Genomic DNA, 17,047 nt, shown 5'->3' with positions numbered 1-17,047 from the left:
TTTTAGTCAACCACACAGGTCTATTATGCCATCCAAGAAAACATCTCGCACCAAAAAACCAGTCGTGTCCAAAGCTCCAGAAGATCCAGCTCGGCATCGTTATACAGAAGATGAAATGGATGCGCTTATTGATAAAGCGTGGCCAGAAGAAAAAGTTGAAGCGTATTTCCGAGCCGAGCGTGAGGATGCCCCTATTCCTGTTGTGCATGATTTTGCCGTCATGAGGCCCCAGACAGCACGGCTGGCGAAGGCTCTGGCCGACATGTTTCCTGGCCAGTTTAAGGGCGTGGAAATCGGCGCGTGGCCCCCGATCAATGCAGAAGATGGCATGATAGACGTGATCTATCTCGGAGAGAGCTGGATTGTACAGCTTGGATATGACGGGTACGAGCCCTCAAGACTTGGTTTTGTCAATGCGACATGTGACGGGCTGGACTACATGGAAGCGCTCGAAATTGATTGTGGTAGCTACCAGACAGATGGCTTTGATTCCTATGAGGCAGCGTTTCCGTTGACCGATGAAGACCGGGAGGAATTCATTGATTACATGCAACGCAATTTTAACCGGCCGGCTGAAAAGGTCATTCTTGTTCGAGAAGATGATCGCGAAGCAAATCAGGCAAATGGGGATAAAGTCGTTCCTTTCCGCAAGCCCTCATGATGTTTTGCTGCTTCAGTTAGACGATCCCAGGCATGCTGGAGCAGCTCTGAAACAGAGTTGTTCCGTAGGCTTTCCAGTTCCTTCGCAAACGTTTCACTTGTATGCACCACTGAGGAAAGCTCTGGGGTAACTTCTGCAGTCCCTGTCATGACGATTCTACTAAGTGTCTGAATCCGAGCATCTATGTGACGGACGATCATATAGACGGCGTCACAATGGCCGGCATTTTGCCGAACAGGACTGTAGATTTTCTCAGACCATCCACCCGGCAGAGTTTGCCGCCAGTAATCGTTGCGAACATCCCCACTCAATCGGCCTCGTAAGTGCTTGGTTTCAATGACGAGTATGCCAAAAGCCGTCAGCGCGACATGATCAATCTGCGTTGGGTTTCCTGATCGGGTTGGCAACACAATATCATGGAGACTGGGTAGACCATATTCAGTAAGAATGTTCCTGACGTCCGTCTCACCTTTGCGCCCCTGAATGTCAGCTTTGAAAGCTTTCAAGAACGAGTTTTCTCGTGCAGACCTCATGGGAGCTCCGTATCGCCGCCGCATTAGATGTCCCCCATTTTCTGGGATACCCGCAACACTTTCTTGCGGCGCCTGGCTTCACGCTGGCGTGCACAAACCAACTCGCGGTTTCGAGCATAGTATCTTTGATGCTTTGACATGTTATCGCCAGAGGTGCGCGGATAATGAGTTGTTTTGTGCGGTGAACCGTTTGGTGCAATGACAATGCTTTCAGTTTCGACAAGGGACGTCTTGACCGAATGGTTCGACAGTTTGCTCTCAACAGACTGGGGACTGGATTTTCGCGACATTACAAACTCCTCACTGATCGGGAACCAGTTTGGAGTGTGCTGATGCGACGAAAAATACTCATTTCTTCAGGAAAGAGACTTTTATAATGCCTTGAGCGCACAGAACAACACGCTCGCCGCAATGGTGCGGCCTGACGGCCCGCGCCCTTAATGGCGCGCCATTGCCCCGATCGGTTGTCTGTGCCCCACGAAATTGGGACCAAAATCACAGGATCCCAATGATGAGTATATCCACAATATCAGTCCAGACACTCACTGGCCCAGCCTCGCTCCTTAACAGGCTCGTGAAAGAGCTTGTTGAGGGATACTGTCACTCCGAAGACATCATGTTTCTGGATGAAAAAACGGTACAAGTCACACTGTATAACGGCTCTGGTTCGACCCTTCTCCATCATGCAGACGCTCTTTCTGTAGAATATCCAGCACTGGATATCCGAGCCGTGGAATGGGTTGATTGTTTCGAGGACGTCAGTGTTGCTTATTGGAAAAGCGGACGTAAAATCTATCAGTGTGATATGTGCGAAATCGTATCGTGTGAGAATCCTGAAGGCTACAGCGGGCCGTTAGCCGATAAAAGGATCAGGTTCTGGCAAGCCGTGCCCGATTTAAAGATGGCGATACAGCATATCCTGCCTGATTACGATCTGATGGCTCTCTCAGGGCTTGTCACGTTGGCTGGCGGCTGGCTTGCCCTGCACAATGCTGACAGCAAAGCTCTCTTACGGCTCCCTTCGCAACCCGACCTGAACGATGGATGCCTTGTGCAGATTTCATCCGAAATAGGGCGCGTTGCTATCGTACAGGGCATTGATCGCTACGGATGTTGCGCTTCTGAACAGTCAGTTGCCTATGCGGATGTAACAGCCCGTTGGCCCGAGTTGCGACCGCTTCTGCGCTCATATTGGCGCTCAGGAAAAAAGCAGCGCAGACGCAATAGAAGGTGGTGCCAACTTCAAAAGAAAATGGCTTCAAAGCCCATGAGGATGAGGTTATCGCTTAGGCAGAAAGAGGGGCAGGATATTCCTTTCTAAGACAGGAGCGCTCTGACCGAAACGGTCTCTCGCATCAAGCGGTGGCTCCTCGTCCGTCTGGCTGGGCCAGACGGCCTGCGGTGCCGGCGCTGTGCGCCGCGCATGACCCGACAGCCCGCTCCGGTCGGACCTGAAGGAGTTCATAACTCTTAAGAAAGCGACATCTCATGTCCTATCGTATTGTTTATGACCTCGCAGCCACGAGGTTTTCTGCGGACACTCTAAACGCAGCCTTCCCAGATCATGGGTTTTCGAGTGACCAGTATCTTTTCTTCGAATTAGGTGGCGACAACAACCTCTATGAATCCTATGCGTCCCGCCAGCGCACCCTCCAAAGGAGTGTCAGAAACTGGTCACTGATTGCAATGGGATCAGAGTGGGAAGTGATGCGTCAGCTCGTCACTTTTGCTGCGTCATGTGAAGGGGGCGGCATGCGGTTCAGTGGGGCATCTGAAACGGCCGCCGAGACATACATACGCAAATGTAGGGCGATAGTCTCTGAGAGCCCTTTTGGAAATTCACGGATGAGCGTTTCGGCGTAGCATGAGGCATCCCATGGCGATGTGGATCATGGCCTCTGCGACGTCGATCCGCTGTTCGTAGTCCTTCACAAGGCGACGCCAGCGGATCATCCAACCGAAGGTCCGTTCCACAACCCACCGACGCGGCAGGATTTCAAACCCTTTTGCTGTCTCTGACCGCCGGATGATCTCGACTGTGAAGTCGAGAAACGTGGCCTTATCCATCAACTGGAGGCGGTCATAGGCTCCATCGGCAAACAGGTGCTTCACCCAAGGCCAGCGTTTACGAATGGCATCAAGGATCATCTGTCCTCCTGCACTGTCCGAAATATCGGCTGTTGTCAGCTGGACCAGGAGAAGGCGGCCATCCGTATCAACTGCGATGTGACGTTTCCGACCGACGATCTTCTTGCCTGCGTCATAACCACGTGTCTTTGCGTGGGGTGCCTTGATACTCTGGCTATCAATGACACCACCCGATGGACTGGTTTCGCGTCCTGCCGCTTCACGATCGAGCATCAGACAGACATCATGAATGGTCTGGAACAGGAAACGGCGCATCAGCCTGCGGAACCACCAGTAAACCGTTTGCCATGGGCCAAAATGAACCGGAAGCATCTCCCAACCACAGCCTGAGCGCACGAGATAGCGCAGAGCATTGATGATCTCACGGAAATCGGTTGTCCGTTTCCGACCACGCCGGTTCGCAGGGGGCATCAGAGGCGCTATGCGCTCCCATTCCTCATCTGTCAGATCAGACGGATAGCGTTTCGTCTTGCGTGTAATTCCGGCCATGCGGCCTCGTTGTGCTGGCGTCCACATCCTGCCTTTGAATCACACTCAAAACCTCTTGAAACCCTATCATAGCGAATTTCCAAAAGGGCTCTGAGGCAGTAACGCCTGATACCCTCTTGCAAAAAATGGGCTGTGGGGTGTCTTTGCAGATTGCAACACTCGGTGACGAGTGTCCTGAGTGGAGAAAGAGGAAAATTGAGACGCTGACAGCGCTCCTTGGGCAGCCTGGAGGAACAGAGACTCACGACTGGTTTGTCCGGCCCCTGCATGAAATGAAGGATGCAGCGGCTTTATTTGCCTTTGGCTACATGGACGGTCGGCCAATTTATAACATGGCGAGCGTCTCAGTCATCCACCAGTCCAAACTGCCTCTGATGAAAGACTTGGCGATGCGGAAACCTTACGCATTCTAGCGTCAGAGTTATCCCACCTGCATAGTCTGTCTTGCAGGTGGGAGGAGAGCGTTTCACCGTATCTTCGCGGCTTTCATCATGTAACCCCAGGCGAACATACCAGCCACTGTGGTAGGAATCATCATCCATTGGGCGATGGTCGTGTGACCAGAACAGGCAAGGCCAATGGCGGTGCAGCCAATCGCTATTTCTGCAAACCCGTAAGTTACGCCTTGGGTTATGGTGCGTGTGTTATCGGTGGGATCCATAATGAAGTGTTCTCCTTGTTAGGGGCCATTGCTGAACAGTGAGTCCGAGCCACCACACAATGCCGCCAGAAAGGCTGGGACTGTAAGTAAACAGAATGCGAGTATACACTGTCTGCGTTCGCTAAACCAAAGTCTCGTCACAATAAAAACCACAACAGAGTAAAGCAACAGAATTAAAACTGCGTTGAGACTAACACTATCGCTATCCATGTCTCGTTTCCCATTTGTGTATCGATGCTTCAGGTGTCATCCATCGTCATGCGACCGAAAACGAGAAATGGACTTTTTATTGAATGGTCAGACTTATTTCGTTTTGCGGCCACGTGCTTTACGATTTGACGCGATATTTGTTTCACCTGATGAGAGTGTGGCATTGGTGTCATCGCCACGTCGTCCCAGTGAGTTGCGCTTGGCAATGGCGGCCCGCTGTGCGGAGTAGCTTGGTGCCACCATAGGATATTCCGGGGGCAATCCCCAGCGTGCGCGGTAATCCTCAGGGGTCAGGTTGAAATGTCTCTGAATGTAGGATTTCAGCATCTTGGTTTTCTTACCGTCCTCAAGACAGACGATATAATCTGGGAAAACCGAGCGTTTGATCGGTACCGCCGGTGTGCGTTCTTGAGACACGCTTTTTTCGGGAACGGGTGGTTCAGGTATCACGTCAGAAACTGGATCAACTGCGGGTGTTACGGCTTTCTCAGGGGCTTTAGGAGCGGGGTGGGAGGGTGAGAGTGTATCGAGTGTCGCATAGACAGATCTGATCAGATCTGGGAGGGCTTCGGTGCTGACCGTGTTGTGGCTTACATAGGCTGATATGATTGTAACGGTCTGTTCCACCTTTTGTGTGTCAGGTTCGTAAACGGATGTGGACTCTGCCATTGTGCCTGTCTTTCTGTTGTCTGAATGTCGTCTCAATACTAAATCTCTGACCTGTAGCGGAAAAACCCATTTAACATGTCGTAAATCATAGGCAAGGTATTGTTGCTATCGCATAGTGGGGTCTTAGTCCGCCAACGATCCTTGGGGTTGATCGTTGCACTTCGCACAGGCCACGCCCCGTAGAACATGTGTTTTGTTCTGACGCTCAATCCAGCCACTCTCCCAACCACAGCGGGCGTATGAAAACAAGGCAACGCATGTATTGCCCGGTTCGTAAATACAGCCGTGATCTCCAACATCAATCATGTGTGCCAGATAGCGCTGTGGTGCGCGTGGCTTGCGATATCCAAACAGATCCGGCTGGCGGGGTTTGTATTTCGTCGTGGAGCGTGGGGAAACCATGAGCCGCTCACTGCCTATCTTCGGGCGGGGTGTTCTTCGTGAGAGACGGGTCACTTCTTGGGTCTGTCAGGACGCAGAAGGAGGTCATGCCCGCTTTCGATCTTATGAGCGTAAAATGGTCGGATGGCTCTCGCGGAAAGAGAGAGAAGGGGTTTTCGCCAGATGTGAGCTCAATAATACAGGGTCTGGCCCAGGGGCTTTTGCGGTGTGCCTCAGATGTCATCGTGTTGTCCTTCCACATAATAAAATTCCGTTCTGCGTTTCTGTCAGGCCATGATGCGACCGAATAGAAAAAACAGACCTTCATCAAAATTATGAAGAGAGTTCAGATCCGGTTGGGCTTGGGCAGACGCAGTTTCCTTGTTTCCGTTTGCCCTGGTCTTGCGTGCGCCACCTCAATACGGATCCGGGACGCCCCTGTCGGGGTGCGTTCGCTCGACATCTCTAGGCGGCCGAGCCTCCAAGAGATGTCGAGCCCCCTGAAGGGGTCTCGCCACTTTCGTGCTAATGCTCACCGTCATTCTTTCCTATACTTACATTTACTTGTTTGTGTGAAAGTAAATAAAGGGCATGCGGAAAAGAAAGAGGAAGTTAATGGACAAGTAAACAAAAATAATTCATTTATTTTGTTGTTTTTATTGCATTTTATGCTTGCAATTGTGGGGCGGTTTGTACTATCTTTTACTTGTGAGAGGGAAATAACTCCCAATCATTAAAGCGCCCCGAGCCAGTGATGCGAACACTGAAACGGGGCTAACGCCAGACAGGAGATTGGTCATGTCAAACGCTGCTACCGCTATCGCTCAAGCCCATACCGAAGCGCAAGAGAAGAAAGCTAACAAGGCCAATAAAAACGCACCACGCGCCCGTTCCTTTCAGGAAGCCGTTGACCGCAAGGCTGCTGCCCCTATCGCTACCCTTGAAGCCGTCAAGGCACTCATTCCCACCGATGCACAGGCCGCAGCCATTGCCCGCGCCTTCGCCATTGATGAAGTGGACACTGATGAAGTGTTCGGAGCCGGTTACAATTCCGTGATGGAAGAAATCAAGATCATGGAACCCATTCTTGCAACCACCGTAAACGGTGAAAAGAATTACCGCGCTCTTGAAATGCACATGCAGCGCATCGTGGGCGCACGTGTGGCCTCTGCTTTCGGGCAGGCCCAGTTCTATGAAACCAAGCGGCAGGCCGCCCGTGAACTGTCCTCTGGCTTTACAAACGACAACCGCGACGAAGATCGTATGGGGGTGGATGGGCAGGCCAACCGCGCCGCCTTCGCCCGCGAATTTGCCGCACAACTCGGCATGAAAGCCTATGGCCTGTCAGCCCTTGCAGAAGGTGCCGCCAAGGCTTACGCCGAATACTTTGGTTCTGAATGGAAGCCCTACAGCCGCAATTCCGCCCGCTCTCTTGATCGTCAGATCGCCGATGCACAGGCAGACGCTCTGGGCTTCTGATACAGCGGCCGGGCGGCTTCGCCGCCCGGTTCTTTTCCTTCACACCGGATGAGTATTGGATGAACACGAACCAGATTACAGACCGGGAGCGCCGCTTTCTCAGGGCTATTCTGCCCCCAAGGCAGACCCGGAAATCTCAGGAGGATCGGCTCAAGGCCCTTGCTGGGGCACTACAAACAAGCGCACTCAGTATCGCAGGCATCGGAATTATAACCCCCTTGCTGACAGCAACCGTTCCCGTCAGTCTGAATCATATGATTGTGGCGGGTTGCGGTTCTTTGTTCATGGAAGGTATTTCCTTGCTTATTCTGGCCTATATCCCATATCCTCCAGACGAGGAGAAAACCGATCATGGATAATTTTACGGTTAACATGGTGGTGGTTTACGGCATCTTTGCCTTTGGAACTCTCGCCTTTGGCATCGCTCTCGGCCCAATCCTGCGCCGCCTTAACAAATTGCGCGACAGGCTCGACGCTCAGGCGTCCCATCATTCCTGACAACAAGGCGGCCTCAGTGCCGCCTTTCTCTTGCGCCTCGTACCAGCGCGGGGAAAAGGGGGCCAGCAGAGCTGGCCAACTATGAACGGCCGGGGCTGCGCCCCGGCAGCTCTTGGACTGTTCTCACGCTCTGACGCTTCAGGTTCCCCGTTAGCTCCGATTGCATCTGCTCATGAAGGGGATCACTGCACCCTTTTTCCTCCTCATATGAGGCTGGGTGCGGGGGAGGGCGTTCTGGATCCTCTCACTCTTTTGGCTGTAAGCCTGAATCGTTCTGGTCTCGACCGGCATGGCCTTGGATTTCCTGTCGGGTTGCTTCCTTTCTTTCTGACCGTTTCAGCTTTTCCGGGTGGTCCTCTGCAGTGTCCGGGGCGCCCCTCTCAGGGTGCGTTCGCCCAGCATCTCTAAGCGGCATAGCCGCTAAGAGATGTCGAGCCCCCTAAACGGGGTCTCGCCACTTTCGTGCTAATGCTCACCGCCGTTCTTTCCTATACTTGCTATTTACTTATGTATTAGTAAGTAAATAAAGGGCATGCGGGAATGAAAGGTTTGTGTATTTGGGTTTTTCTTGAAAAAACTTATATTTTCTTACGTTTTCCTGTCGTTTTTTCTTGCATTATTTCAGTATCCGTACTATCTTTTACTTGTAGGCGGAAGAAACAATACCGCCAACGGCCAGTAAAGCCGGTTTCATCAGAAGTATAGCAGGGTAGGAGAAGTGTTGTGGCAGGTTCCGTTAATAAAGTTATTCTTGTCGGCAACCTCGGCAAAGACCCCGAAGTGCGTCACTCCCAGTCCGGGCAGAAGATTGTTTCTTTCTCTCTGGCCACGTCCGATACCTGGAACGACCGCCAGTCTGGCGAACGGCGTGAGCGCACTGAATGGCACAAGATCGTCGTGTTCAATGAACGTCTGGCAGATGTGGCGGAACGTTTCCTGCGCAAGGGCCGCAAGGTCTATCTCGAAGGCTCACTCCAGACCCGGAAATGGCAGGGACAGGACGGCAAGGACAACTACACAACTGAAATTGTGCTGCCTCGTTTTGGGGGCGAGCTGACCATTCTGGATACGCGGCACACTGAGGAGGGTGAACAGAGTGGCGGATACAGCAACGCCCCACGGAACTCTGGCACCCGCAATAACGGCGGTCAGGCCGGTGGATGGGATGCGCCGCAGTCAAACGCTGGTCTCGATGACGAGATCCCGTTCTGAGTGCCAGTTTTTTTCTCTAAGGCCGGGGAGGTGCCCCGGCCAGTCCAGCCGGAGTAACCCCTATGTCAACTGTCGCAGAACTGTACGAAACAGCCAATTCCGCAGCCAGCAAGGGCTGTGGCTGCTCTTATGAACTCTATGTTCAGAAACTGACAAGAGAGATTGATCAGACTGCCTCTCGGCTCGCTCCCGATCAGGCCGCAGCCCTGCAGGACTATGCCAGACAGAAAGGGAACTATGCCCCAGACGCCGATGAGGGGCACCTTGAGGGGTTCTGCTGTCACGGCATTGAGTACGGCTGCTGCCCGGCAGGGTGCGATGATGTGGAGGAAGACTACTGGGACAGTGAAGACCAAGAGGCTGCCAGAATAGCACTCAATCAGGAGATCATGGCAGAAATCGAAGAGGAAGCAGAGCAGGCAAGGATGGCCGCAGTCGCTTCCCGTGATGCGCGGGTTCTCGATCGCATTGGCATGATCCGCAGGAGAATGGCGGTATGAGACAGCTTGTTCAGGAGCTGGGGCGCACGGCATTCCATATCGTGAATGGAATGCCCACACCTTCCTTTGTCACACTTTCCACAGTCAGGCGGTTTGAAGGGCTGCTGCTGGCCATTCAGGAAGACAGGCAAGCCTCTGCGCTGCTTCGGTCTTTGGTACCAGAGCAGGATCCAACGCCTCATGATGTTGCACGCGGGCTGGCAGACCTTGTTCCACTCCGGTTCCAGTTGCGTGGTGATGAGTCCTTCAGGCCATTTTCAAGAGGCAGTGCGCTGGCCTTTATCGCTGCACGCCGACACGAGGCTCTTGTGGAAGGGTTGCAGGGCCTTGCTGAGCCCCTCTCACTCGCAGGAGCGGAATATATGGTGCACTACTTGCGGGGGCAGGATGGCATGGTCGTTGGCCACCTCTGAAGGCAACCAAAAGGCTTGAAGGCTGAGTGTCTGGCATATACAATAAGGGATATACGCACAGGAGGTTCTTATGCCAGTTCCTAAAGTGACTCCCCGACCACGCGAAGTAAAACTGTTCTGGAACAACCGCAGTCAGGCAGTGCGGATTCCGGTTGAATTTCAAATGCCAGGAGACCGGGTGCTGATCCGCCGTGACGGTGACAAGCTCGTTCTGGAGCCTGTGAAAACCCCTTCCACTCTGAAGGAGCTTCTCATGGCATGGCGCGAAGAACCGCAGCTGGCCCCAGAAGACGATTTTCCCGATATTCAGGACGTAGCCGCCAGACCGGAAGATATTCTGTGAGCGCCTATCTCCTTGATACCAATATCATCAGTGATCTTGTCCGAAATCCTTCCGGCCCGTGCGCGCGTCGCATCGAACGTATCGATCCCGGCGACCTTTGTACCAGCATTATTGTGGCCGCTGAGTTACGATATGGATGTGCTAAAAAAGGCTCTGCAAAGCTGTTAAACCGGGTTGAAAGCGTGCTGGCGTTTGTCCCCGTGCTGCCTCTCGATATTCCTGCCGACTGTGAATACGGTGGCATCCGCGCCGAACTCGAAGCCGCAGGGCAGACGATCGGCATGAATGATCTGCTCATCGCGGCTCACGCCTACACCCTCAAGGCGACCCTGGTGACGAACAACACACGTGAGTTTATGCGCATCCGAGGCTTGAAGGTTGAAAACTGGCTGGAGGATGGGACGTGACTGTCTTTTGCCCCAGAAGAAACCCAAGGTCAGCATAACAAGAAGATTTCACCAGACTGTCTGAAAAGATGACGGTTTTACAGACACAGGAGCGTCAGGTGCCGAGAGAGGTTTATCAGCCAGAGACGATTGTCTCCATGACTGTGGCGGATGATGAGGCTGAAGCACAATTCGGCAGTCTCATGAACGCAGTCCGGAGAGAAAAAAATTTCGATCCCTCTTTGCCCCTGACCATCACGGTCGAGCAAAAACCAGAGGGTTATGCGAAGTCCTTGGAAGGGTGCTATCACGTATCCTTGAAAATAGTGGCTTTACTGGGCGCCAGGGTTTCCGGGATTGAGCCTCACGATCCGAAGCACGAAGACAGTTCAGACGTGCTGTGGCTGTCAGGGCATCCGGAGACAGAATTGTCTGCCGGACGCGCCATCTTCGTGACACCCGCGACAGCCATGGAAAATCATTGGATGATTGATGAGTGCAACGTGAGTAAGGTCGGCAGGAATGGAACGTACTGGACCGTCACAGTGCCTGGGTCAGAAGTTATCGGCGTCGTGGAAAAGCTCTACGGCGGCAGTACAGCTTGCGAGAGAGGTGTATCATGAATCTTGCCCGTGCGATCATGATCCGCAAGGAGCGGAAACGGCAACGCAGAGAGGGGGCAACCCGACGAGAGAGGCTGTCCGTCTCGCCTTTGCTATGGGATAGCCTTGCGGCAGACAGGCAACTCCAGCGGACATGGAGGGCAGAAGGGGTGCCATTCTGGAAGCGGTTGCTCCGGGCCTTCCTGATTCAGGGATAAAACACAGTGAAGGTTGGCCGGTCGCATCATGGCCCGTCAACATCACACTATGAAAACGACAGAAATCCCCTCTTCTTCCGAACGCCCGGCTCTACGGCTCTCCGGTCGCCGACTGTTCCAGTGTCTCATGGTGCTGGGCTGGACGGAACGTCTCGCGGCCGAGAGATGCGATATGCATCGCACACAGTTTCGACGCGCCATTGCCGGGACATCGTCATTGCCTCCTGATCTCTCGGCATGGTTGCTCGATCTGGAAGCAGCATTTCTAGCGCGACCATCTCCTCGTAAACGACTGCATGATCCGGCCTTTCAGGAGTGCAGTTTGAGCGCAGCCAGCTGAACCATAAAAAAAGCCGCCTTATGGCGGCTTTTCTGTTTTTACGTGATCGTGGATTTTATCTAAGCAAGCTTGTCACTAGCGATTATCCTCGACTTAGTGAGCATATTTGAACCCGAGATGTCCATTTGACATGATGGCCGGAGCACATGTTGCCGAAGGATCTGCCTTAGCGTGATAAGGCACAAGGTATTTCTGTGCGACCCATCGCGGCCGGAAGGCAAAATCAACGGTTTCGACATAGCCATTCACAATACGGCTGCCAGTTTTCACAGCCACCTGATTTCCAACGGGCGCAACATCGGGCTCATTGTCAGAGGGATTCAATTTGAAAGAAACCGGATGTTGGAAGTCCATTGACTGTGCTGCAGTTTCATTCAGCATCATGCATGTGTACCCAGCTAATGGTTTTACTGGTGTTAAGCCGGCGGCCAGAGCCGGGATAGGTGCAAGTGCTAAGGACAAGGCCAGTAGATTTCGTAATTTCATAATATCCTCAATTAACTAGCTAGGATTGGAGAGTGTGCTGCTGTTCCCATTTTGGAAGCAACATTAGATTTCCATTGTCCGACTGTCTCCCCCGGTGAAATGCCGTTTTTAGAAAGTTGGTCAGGCGACATATTAGATAATACGGAAGCCATAGAAGCGTTCTCGTCGGCCTGTGCAAGCTGAACTCCTGCGTGCGGACCAAAGTTATAATAGCCTCTGGCATCAAGAGCCGTCGGGTTGCTGACGCCAGAATTCTGCAGAGTGGTTGCGGCATCCTTGAGATACTGTGCCGCAGCAACCGCCTGTGTGGCCGGATCTTGCTGGCCAGAAACGCCCGTGTTGGTGATACTGGATGCAAGGCTAGGGTTAGAGGCCAACGCCTTTTGCAGAGCTTCATTGTAGGTGCCGTTCGACATTTGGAATGCACCTGTTATGGATGAATTGCCGTTGGCTGTATAAACGTTGCGACATCCTGACTCTACAACGCACGTTGCCGCCAGAGCATCTGGAGTTACCCCAAGGGCGCTGGCATTTTGGGCCGCGGCATATCCCCATGACTGGGAATACATCGATTGCAGAGCATCCGTACTGCTGCCGTTTGTTGTGGTTGTAGAGACTACGGAGCCACTTCCACTAATCTGCTGTGTTGTGGTGGAGGTCGGTGGTGTCCAGCCGCCCATCCCAACTTCCTGATAGGTTGCATTGACCGTTGGCGGCAGACCTGCCGGGACATTGACGGTTTGCGCCAATGCAGGATAAACCAAGAAGGAAGAGCCAAGCACAGGCCAGACCTTCCACGCGGTTCGTCTCTTTTTCATGAGCATCTCCTTTGGCTGCGATGCGGTGATTTTTCCTCATCATGATGCGACGAGTTTAAAAAAAGAGCGGGCAGGGAAAGTGTGTCCATTATGGTCACACTTTCATGGAAGACGCCCCAGCACGAAACCGATGAGAACAAGCACCATCCCCCAGAAGATGATGATCCCTGTGGAGCGCCATTGATACCGGTCGGCAATCAGTTTTGCCCGCCGACCGATCTCAGGTTTCAACGACTGGAAGACCTTGCTGACAACATCCAGAATACGTTGCTCAACCATCCGTTCGTTGATCTGGCTCAGCGCCTTCGCTGCATCCACACCGTCCTGCAATGTAAGCTCGATTGAGCGACGTTCTGCCTTAACCAAGACGAGGGCCTCATCGAGGCATCTGGGCATAGCTTCAAGGGTGCGGTTTTGTGCTTCCAGCACGGCCAGTATCGCCAGAAAGAAACGCCCGTTCGCAGTATCCGGCCTGACAGTGAAGTGCTGAAGCGCATGCTTCAGCTCCTCAATCGCCTGCGCGGGAGTGGGTGGATTGTCCGGCTGTCTGTCGTTTTTCTGACTCATGGCTACTCAAAGTCTTTCGGGACAGGCAGACCTTTGGGCATGTCGGGAAGGAGGCTAGGGTCAATCTGTGCAAGAAACTCGGGGAAAGAGCGGTGAAACCAGACTTCTGCGCGCATCCGGTCAAATAGACCGCTGGGGGGATGGCCCTCGACATTCTTGTCATCAATGAAGTCTGCGTAAGACATCCGACGATCCGTGATTTCGTCCATACCGTCCAGTTCCGGCAAGAAGTAAATTCCGCCATTTTCATCTGACGCATCTACCGTGGCGTTCATGACTGCTGGTGTCTGACGGATTTTGTCGAAATGGCTGTTGTTTGAGTAACCAAGAGGCAGCAAGCCACGGTTCATCACGATGATGCTGTGGCCTGGCAGGAAGCGCCGTTTCTCTTGGAGATCCTGCAGGTAGTCAGCATCGGCCAGTTCCGTGCCGAGCATATATACCACGACAACCTTGATTCCCAGCTTGGCCAGTTGCGGCACAAGAGGGGTGCTATTGATGATTTCGTGGAAGGCAGTCCAGCCGCCGCCGATATCCAGTATCACGTCTTTCTGGCGTTTCACCATGCCTTCGATCTGCTGTTCCAGCCAGGATTTCTGCTCCTTGAGATTGCCCGTAGCGGGCTTCCTTGTATTGGGGTGGAAGTGCGCGATGGAGTGGGAGACGTTCAGGAGGTCTGTATTCCAGACTTCTACATCACCGCCTTGACGCATGACTGTCTCAGTCAGGGCATTGAGGAAAACGGTCTTGCCCGTGCGTTGCCGACCGACTGCTGTCAGGAGCACAGGGGGTTTGGTGCGGGCTGGCTTGGCAGGTTGGGTCTTCGCTGGATCCGTTCTGGTTGCAGTCATTGAATCATCCTTTTCTGGTGCGGCACCGCGCAATCATGAGGGTGCCGTTCAGAAGGATTTCACCGTGTCATCATGCGACCAGATAGGATTTCTCCAGAAAAAAATGAAAAAGCCTCTTCAGTCCGAATACTGATCTTCCTCTCTCTCGCGAGGTGATTTGAATTCCAATTCTTCCTCAGGAACATCCTCGCCTGCGAGCAGACGATCATAGATGGTGCGCCTTTGCTTGATGATCTCTCTTAGTTCAGGGAGTTTTGCCTCTACTTCCTTGATCAGCATCGGCGCGCCCTGACTGTCATTTCGCCTGATCTGTTCCTTGGCCAACGTGAGGTCGAACTTGGCCTGGCCCAGCGTAAAACGAGCTTTGTCTATTTTTTGCTCCATCGTCATGGGGGCGCCTGCAGGAACCGTCTCGGTTTTAAGGGTCAGAGAGGAGCTTTGAGGCACTGGCTGAACAGATGGCGGGGCAGGTTGTGGAATATCAACAAACTCTGGCGTCCAGTCGGCGGGCAAGCGGCTGGGCATAATAGGCCTCCCAGCATCTCGGTCACTTACGTCATTATCGCTCCTAGATGGAGTAAGCTTGCCAAGCGCCAAACAGACACGTTTCCATTTCCATTGAATCAGTTTTCGTCCAGGTCGATCCGATACGATTGTGATCCCGTCAGCTCTGGCAGCCTCAGCTATTTCCTCCCAACCAATGTTGTCATCTCTTGCTTGTCGGATTGTTTCGTGGTGCTCGAATAACCATCGGTAGAGTTTACCAGCCCGACAGGATGCATGTTGTTTTGTCGTCCGGGCTCGTAGCTTCTCTATACCTTTTGACATGATGCTCTCCTTTTTGTTGGAGAGAATTGCCCGCGATGATGCGACGAGAAAGCTCATCACAAGGGAAAGCCCACACTTAGACCTAATATTGACCTTGCACTGACCATTGATCTGCCCTCACATTGACCACACATTGACCACACACTTTTCAGGCTCTTCATACACCATTGCACCCTCAGTGCGGCGGCTACGCCGCCAGGATTGGGCAAGCGGAGAAATAGGGCATTAGTGTAGGCTCCCTTTGATTTGGGGGGCAGTCTGAGAATTCCGTATTTCGTCGCATGATGTAACGTCATGCTGTCGGGGTAACGAATTTCTGAGAGGAGTAAGAGATGACCCTGAAATCAAGCGGAGCAATGACTTTCGAAGGGCACGAACTCGAATGGATCGAGTGTGATAATCAGCTCTGGCTACTTGGCCGGGCAGTCTGCGACGTGCTGGAGATTCAACGCCATCGGAGTGCGTTGGAGAAACTCGATGATAATGAAAAACGTCTGGTTAAAATTTCGACTGCTGGCGGTCCGCAGAGAGTTGTGGCTGTGAGCGAGAGTGGGCTCTATCACCTTACGTTTGCTTCCCGAAAGCCCGTAGCTAAAAGGTTTCGGCGATGGGTAACTGACGAGGTCTTGCCACAAATCCGGCGCACCGGTGTATACCGGCCTAATGCAGGGGCACCGATCGCCGACGCGCTCAAACCGAATATCAGCGAGGCTGATCTACGTCTTCTAGAGGAGCTGAAAGAGGGAGATATTTATCAATCAACCCGTCACCTGGTGACCCGGATGAACGGAAAATTCTCTGTCGAAAGAGCGTTAAGCGAAGCAAAACGTCCGTGGTCTTATGATCTGGATATTCTGGAACTCATTCATCTGGTGAAACTCGTGCAAATCAGTTGGTTCGCTCTCGGGCAAAATAGTGAGCGGTCGGATCAAATGCGCCAGTATATGTGCCGTCTATCCACGGTTATGCGGTTGCTGGATGATAAACTTGGCACCGGTCCTTACTTTGAGCCGGTTTCCGCTGTATCACCAGCCGGGTCATAAGTTCCATCATTGAGGGAGTGGAAGGTAAACCCTTGTGGTTGTGGTGTAAAATCTATTACCCTTCCATTCCCTACTGGATCATGTTGGAACGTTAAATGAATAACCAGGACTTGATTGAACGTATTGTTGCTGTAACGGATATTTCAAAAAAAGATGCCAAAGCAGCCTTGGAAACAGTATTTGCAGCAATTACTGAAGCCGCTACGAAAGGTGACGAAACGACTATCTCAGGATTTGGCAAATTTGTCGTCCGTCAGATGGCTGAACGCAAAGGACGCAATCCACAAACTGGTGCGGATCTGGTGATCCCCGCATCTCGTAAACTGGCCTATACACCAGCAAAAGCTGTCAAGGATGCTATGACAGGTCAATGAGGGTTTACTGATTGCCTTGAAGTGCGGCGGAATGATTTCTCAGTGCAGGATGGGGCTTTTCTGCAACTTGCTCTTTTCCCGGACGCCGTTTCTCTGGTGCGCGTCTATCCGCCGCGTAACACATGGCGCTATTACGATCTTTCAATCCAACCAGATCTATTCGGTGGCGCAGCACTCATTCGACGATGGGGAAGAATAGGAACTCCCGGAAAAATAAGGCTGGATCTTTTTCCTGATGCAGGGGCTGCGGCCAATCAGCTGGCCCGTCTATTACGTCAGAAGCTCAAGCGGGGTTACATTGTGAGAGCGTGAGTAGTGGCATAGATGAGAAAGCTTA

27 protein-coding genes are annotated in these 17,047 nt (G+C 52.7%); 16 read left to right on the top strand and 11 right to left on the bottom strand.

Translation table 11 applies throughout. The features are described 5' to 3' along the window. Positions 1–25: 25 nt before the first annotated feature. On the top strand, positions 26–661 hold the full coding sequence (locus EOV40_RS13180) for a hypothetical protein (protein ID WP_128106309.1): 636 nt from the start codon (positions 26–28) through the stop codon (positions 659–661). On the opposite strand, the gene EOV40_RS13175 is transcribed toward EOV40_RS13180, so the two are convergent. Then, on the bottom strand, positions 616–1,194 hold the full coding sequence (locus EOV40_RS13175; RefSeq protein WP_208729367.1) for a nuclease-related domain-containing protein: 579 nt from the start codon (positions 1,192–1,194) through the stop codon (positions 616–618). The genes EOV40_RS13180 and EOV40_RS13175 overlap by 46 nt on opposite strands. 23 nt (positions 1,195–1,217) lie before the next feature. Beyond that, positions 1,218–1,484, bottom strand: a complete 267-nt coding sequence (locus EOV40_RS15160; protein WP_128106307.1) for a hypothetical protein — start codon at positions 1,482–1,484, stop codon at positions 1,218–1,220. Positions 1,485–1,768: 284 nt separating this feature from the next. Here EOV40_RS15160 and EOV40_RS13165 point away from each other — a divergent pair, with 284 nt between their 5' ends. Continuing rightward, positions 1,769–2,515 (top strand): hypothetical protein, encoded by a 747-nt coding sequence (locus EOV40_RS13165; protein ID WP_128106306.1) that lies wholly within the window; start codon positions 1,769–1,771, stop codon positions 2,513–2,515. A gap of 518 nt (positions 2,516–3,033) precedes the next feature. On the opposite strand, the gene EOV40_RS13160 is transcribed toward EOV40_RS13165, so the two are convergent. From EOV40_RS13160 to EOV40_RS13145, 4 genes are all read right to left on the bottom strand, one after another. Continuing rightward, the gene (locus EOV40_RS13160) at positions 3,034–3,858 is read right to left on the bottom strand and encodes an IS5-like element IS12528 family transposase (protein WP_077931072.1); all 825 of its coding nucleotides are present in this window, start codon (positions 3,856–3,858) and stop codon (positions 3,034–3,036) included. 439 nt (positions 3,859–4,297) lie between these two features. Then, on the bottom strand, positions 4,298–4,492 hold the full coding sequence (locus EOV40_RS13155) for a hypothetical protein (RefSeq protein WP_128106305.1): 195 nt from the start codon (positions 4,490–4,492) through the stop codon (positions 4,298–4,300). A gap of 303 nt (positions 4,493–4,795) precedes the next feature. Then, the gene (locus tag EOV40_RS13150) at positions 4,796–5,371 is read right to left on the bottom strand and encodes a MucR family transcriptional regulator (RefSeq protein WP_128106304.1); all 576 of its coding nucleotides are present in this window, start codon (positions 5,369–5,371) and stop codon (positions 4,796–4,798) included. Positions 5,372–5,494: 123 nt separating this feature from the next. Then, positions 5,495–5,773 (bottom strand): hypothetical protein, encoded by a 279-nt coding sequence (locus EOV40_RS13145; protein WP_128106303.1) that lies wholly within the window; start codon positions 5,771–5,773, stop codon positions 5,495–5,497. Between the two features lie 777 nt (positions 5,774–6,550). On the opposite strand from EOV40_RS13145, the gene EOV40_RS13140 reads away from it, so the two are divergent. The 11 genes from EOV40_RS13140 to EOV40_RS13095 all read left to right on the top strand — a co-directional run bounded on the left by EOV40_RS13140 (position 6,551) and on the right by EOV40_RS13095 (position 11,743). After that, complete coding sequence (locus tag EOV40_RS13140) at positions 6,551–7,231, top strand: hypothetical protein (RefSeq protein ID WP_128106302.1); 681 nt, start codon at positions 6,551–6,553, stop codon at positions 7,229–7,231. A 59-nt stretch (positions 7,232–7,290) separates the two neighbouring features. Continuing rightward, on the top strand, positions 7,291–7,590 hold the full coding sequence (locus EOV40_RS13135) for a hypothetical protein (protein WP_128106301.1): 300 nt from the start codon (positions 7,291–7,293) through the stop codon (positions 7,588–7,590). Further along, positions 7,583–7,729, top strand: coding sequence for a hypothetical protein (locus EOV40_RS15055; RefSeq protein WP_167506905.1), 147 nt, complete (start codon positions 7,583–7,585; stop codon positions 7,727–7,729). The genes EOV40_RS13135 and EOV40_RS15055 overlap by 8 nt, the downstream gene beginning before the upstream one ends. Positions 7,730–8,452: 723 nt before the next feature. Continuing rightward, on the top strand, positions 8,453–8,941 hold the full coding sequence (gene ssb / locus EOV40_RS13130) for a single-stranded DNA-binding protein (RefSeq protein WP_086651096.1): 489 nt from the start codon (positions 8,453–8,455) through the stop codon (positions 8,939–8,941). 62 nt (positions 8,942–9,003) lie between these two features. Continuing rightward, a complete protein-coding gene (locus EOV40_RS13125; protein ID WP_128106300.1) occupies positions 9,004–9,441 on the top strand; it encodes a plasmid protein in 438 nt (145 codons plus the stop codon). Continuing rightward, positions 9,438–9,854 carry a hypothetical protein gene (locus EOV40_RS13120; RefSeq protein ID WP_086651098.1) on the top strand — a complete coding sequence of 139 codons (417 nt, stop codon included), beginning with the start codon at positions 9,438–9,440 and terminating at the stop codon, positions 9,852–9,854. The genes EOV40_RS13125 and EOV40_RS13120 overlap by 4 nt, the downstream gene beginning before the upstream one ends. A 70-nt stretch (positions 9,855–9,924) precedes the next feature. Next, complete coding sequence (locus EOV40_RS13115) at positions 9,925–10,197, top strand: antitoxin (RefSeq protein WP_208729365.1); 273 nt, start codon at positions 9,925–9,927, stop codon at positions 10,195–10,197. After that, on the top strand, positions 10,194–10,604 hold the full coding sequence (locus EOV40_RS13110; protein ID WP_058988177.1) for a type II toxin-antitoxin system VapC family toxin: 411 nt from the start codon (positions 10,194–10,196) through the stop codon (positions 10,602–10,604). Before EOV40_RS13115 ends, EOV40_RS13110 begins: the two co-directional genes overlap by 4 nt. Positions 10,605–10,672: 68 nt before the next feature. Continuing rightward, positions 10,673–11,206 carry a hypothetical protein gene (locus EOV40_RS13105; RefSeq protein ID WP_128106299.1) on the top strand — a complete coding sequence of 178 codons (534 nt, stop codon included), beginning with the start codon at positions 10,673–10,675 and terminating at the stop codon, positions 11,204–11,206. Next, positions 11,203–11,403: a hypothetical protein gene (locus EOV40_RS13100; RefSeq protein WP_006560470.1), complete on the top strand. Its 201-nt coding sequence runs from the start codon at positions 11,203–11,205 to the stop codon at positions 11,401–11,403. The genes EOV40_RS13105 and EOV40_RS13100 overlap by 4 nt, the downstream gene beginning before the upstream one ends. Positions 11,404–11,452: 49 nt before the next feature. Then, a complete protein-coding gene (locus EOV40_RS13095; protein ID WP_244297057.1) occupies positions 11,453–11,743 on the top strand; it encodes a hypothetical protein in 291 nt (96 codons plus the stop codon). Positions 11,744–11,836: 93 nt separating this feature from the next. On the opposite strand, the gene EOV40_RS13090 is transcribed toward EOV40_RS13095, so the two are convergent. The 5 genes from EOV40_RS13090 to EOV40_RS13070 form a co-directional block, all read right to left on the bottom strand. Next, positions 11,837–12,229, bottom strand: a complete 393-nt coding sequence (locus tag EOV40_RS13090) for a hypothetical protein (protein WP_128106298.1) — start codon at positions 12,227–12,229, stop codon at positions 11,837–11,839. Positions 12,230–12,240: 11 nt separating this feature from the next. Beyond that, positions 12,241–13,053 (bottom strand): hypothetical protein, encoded by an 813-nt coding sequence (locus EOV40_RS13085; RefSeq protein WP_128106297.1) that lies wholly within the window; start codon positions 13,051–13,053, stop codon positions 12,241–12,243. Positions 13,054–13,149: 96 nt separating this feature from the next. Beyond that, positions 13,150–13,614, bottom strand: coding sequence for a hypothetical protein (locus EOV40_RS13080; protein WP_128106296.1), 465 nt, complete (start codon positions 13,612–13,614; stop codon positions 13,150–13,152). Positions 13,615–13,616: 2 nt separating this feature from the next. Further along, a complete protein-coding gene (locus tag EOV40_RS13075; RefSeq protein WP_128106295.1) occupies positions 13,617–14,465 on the bottom strand; it encodes a hypothetical protein in 849 nt (282 codons plus the stop codon). Positions 14,466–14,582: 117 nt separating this feature from the next. Further along, complete coding sequence (locus EOV40_RS13070; protein WP_244297056.1) at positions 14,583–15,293, bottom strand: hypothetical protein; 711 nt, start codon at positions 15,291–15,293, stop codon at positions 14,583–14,585. 332 nt (positions 15,294–15,625) lie between these two features. Between EOV40_RS13070 and EOV40_RS13065 the strand changes: the two genes are divergently transcribed. The 3 genes from EOV40_RS13065 to EOV40_RS13055 all read left to right on the top strand — a co-directional run bounded on the left by EOV40_RS13065 (position 15,626) and on the right by EOV40_RS13055 (position 17,022). After that, positions 15,626–16,336 carry a BRO-N domain-containing protein gene (locus EOV40_RS13065; RefSeq protein WP_128106293.1) on the top strand — a complete coding sequence of 237 codons (711 nt, stop codon included), beginning with the start codon at positions 15,626–15,628 and terminating at the stop codon, positions 16,334–16,336. A gap of 95 nt (positions 16,337–16,431) precedes the next feature. Then, the gene (locus EOV40_RS13060; protein ID WP_167506904.1) at positions 16,432–16,710 is read left to right on the top strand and encodes an HU family DNA-binding protein; all 279 of its coding nucleotides are present in this window, start codon (positions 16,432–16,434) and stop codon (positions 16,708–16,710) included. A gap of 21 nt (positions 16,711–16,731) precedes the next feature. Continuing rightward, positions 16,732–17,022, top strand: a complete 291-nt coding sequence (locus EOV40_RS13055) for a WGR domain-containing protein (RefSeq protein WP_244297055.1) — start codon at positions 16,732–16,734, stop codon at positions 17,020–17,022. Positions 17,023–17,047 lie beyond the last annotated feature (25 nt).

It is taken from the genome of Acetobacter oryzoeni (genome assembly GCF_004014775.2).
GTDB classification, from domain to species: Bacteria; Pseudomonadota; Alphaproteobacteria; order Acetobacterales; family Acetobacteraceae; genus Acetobacter; species Acetobacter oryzoeni.
Note: the sequence above shows the minus strand (reverse complement) of the source record. Positions and strands in the feature narration are given on the sequence as shown.

Coding starts and splice junctions, on each gene's coding strand:
- EOV40_RS13180 (WP_128106309.1), top strand. CDS start 26: ATGCCATCCAAGAAAACATCTCGCACCAAAAAACCAGTCGTGTCCAAA.
- EOV40_RS13175 (WP_208729367.1), bottom strand. CDS start 1,194: ATGAGGTCTGCACGAGAAAACTCGTTCTTGAAAGCTTTCAAAGCTGAC.
- EOV40_RS15160 (WP_128106307.1), bottom strand. CDS start 1,484: ATGTCGCGAAAATCCAGTCCCCAGTCTGTTGAGAGCAAACTGTCGAAC.
- EOV40_RS13160 (WP_077931072.1), bottom strand. CDS start 3,858: ATGTGGACGCCAGCACAACGAGGCCGCATGGCCGGAATTACACGCAAG.
- EOV40_RS13155 (WP_128106305.1), bottom strand. CDS start 4,492: ATGGATCCCACCGATAACACACGCACCATAACCCAAGGCGTAACTTAC.
- EOV40_RS13150 (WP_128106304.1), bottom strand. CDS start 5,371: ATGGCAGAGTCCACATCCGTTTACGAACCTGACACACAAAAGGTGGAA.
- EOV40_RS13145 (WP_128106303.1), bottom strand. CDS start 5,773: ATGGTTTCCCCACGCTCCACGACGAAATACAAACCCCGCCAGCCGGAT.
- EOV40_RS13140 (WP_128106302.1), top strand. CDS start 6,551: ATGTCAAACGCTGCTACCGCTATCGCTCAAGCCCATACCGAAGCGCAA.
- EOV40_RS13135 (WP_128106301.1), top strand. CDS start 7,291: ATGAACACGAACCAGATTACAGACCGGGAGCGCCGCTTTCTCAGGGCT.
- EOV40_RS15055 (WP_167506905.1), top strand. CDS start 7,583: ATGGATAATTTTACGGTTAACATGGTGGTGGTTTACGGCATCTTTGCC.
- EOV40_RS13125 (WP_128106300.1), top strand. CDS start 9,004: ATGTCAACTGTCGCAGAACTGTACGAAACAGCCAATTCCGCAGCCAGC.
- EOV40_RS13120 (WP_086651098.1), top strand. CDS start 9,438: ATGAGACAGCTTGTTCAGGAGCTGGGGCGCACGGCATTCCATATCGTG.
- EOV40_RS13115 (WP_208729365.1), top strand. CDS start 9,925: ATGCCAGTTCCTAAAGTGACTCCCCGACCACGCGAAGTAAAACTGTTC.
- EOV40_RS13105 (WP_128106299.1), top strand. CDS start 10,673: ATGACGGTTTTACAGACACAGGAGCGTCAGGTGCCGAGAGAGGTTTAT.
- EOV40_RS13100 (WP_006560470.1), top strand. CDS start 11,203: ATGAATCTTGCCCGTGCGATCATGATCCGCAAGGAGCGGAAACGGCAA.
- EOV40_RS13095 (WP_244297057.1), top strand. CDS start 11,453: ATGAAAACGACAGAAATCCCCTCTTCTTCCGAACGCCCGGCTCTACGG.
- EOV40_RS13090 (WP_128106298.1), bottom strand. CDS start 12,229: ATGAAATTACGAAATCTACTGGCCTTGTCCTTAGCACTTGCACCTATC.
- EOV40_RS13085 (WP_128106297.1), bottom strand. CDS start 13,053: ATGCTCATGAAAAAGAGACGAACCGCGTGGAAGGTCTGGCCTGTGCTT.
- EOV40_RS13080 (WP_128106296.1), bottom strand. CDS start 13,614: ATGAGTCAGAAAAACGACAGACAGCCGGACAATCCACCCACTCCCGCG.
- EOV40_RS13075 (WP_128106295.1), bottom strand. CDS start 14,465: ATGACTGCAACCAGAACGGATCCAGCGAAGACCCAACCTGCCAAGCCA.
- EOV40_RS13070 (WP_244297056.1), bottom strand. CDS start 15,293: ATGTCAAAAGGTATAGAGAAGCTACGAGCCCGGACGACAAAACAACAT.
- EOV40_RS13065 (WP_128106293.1), top strand. CDS start 15,626: ATGACCCTGAAATCAAGCGGAGCAATGACTTTCGAAGGGCACGAACTC.
- EOV40_RS13060 (WP_167506904.1), top strand. CDS start 16,432: ATGAATAACCAGGACTTGATTGAACGTATTGTTGCTGTAACGGATATT.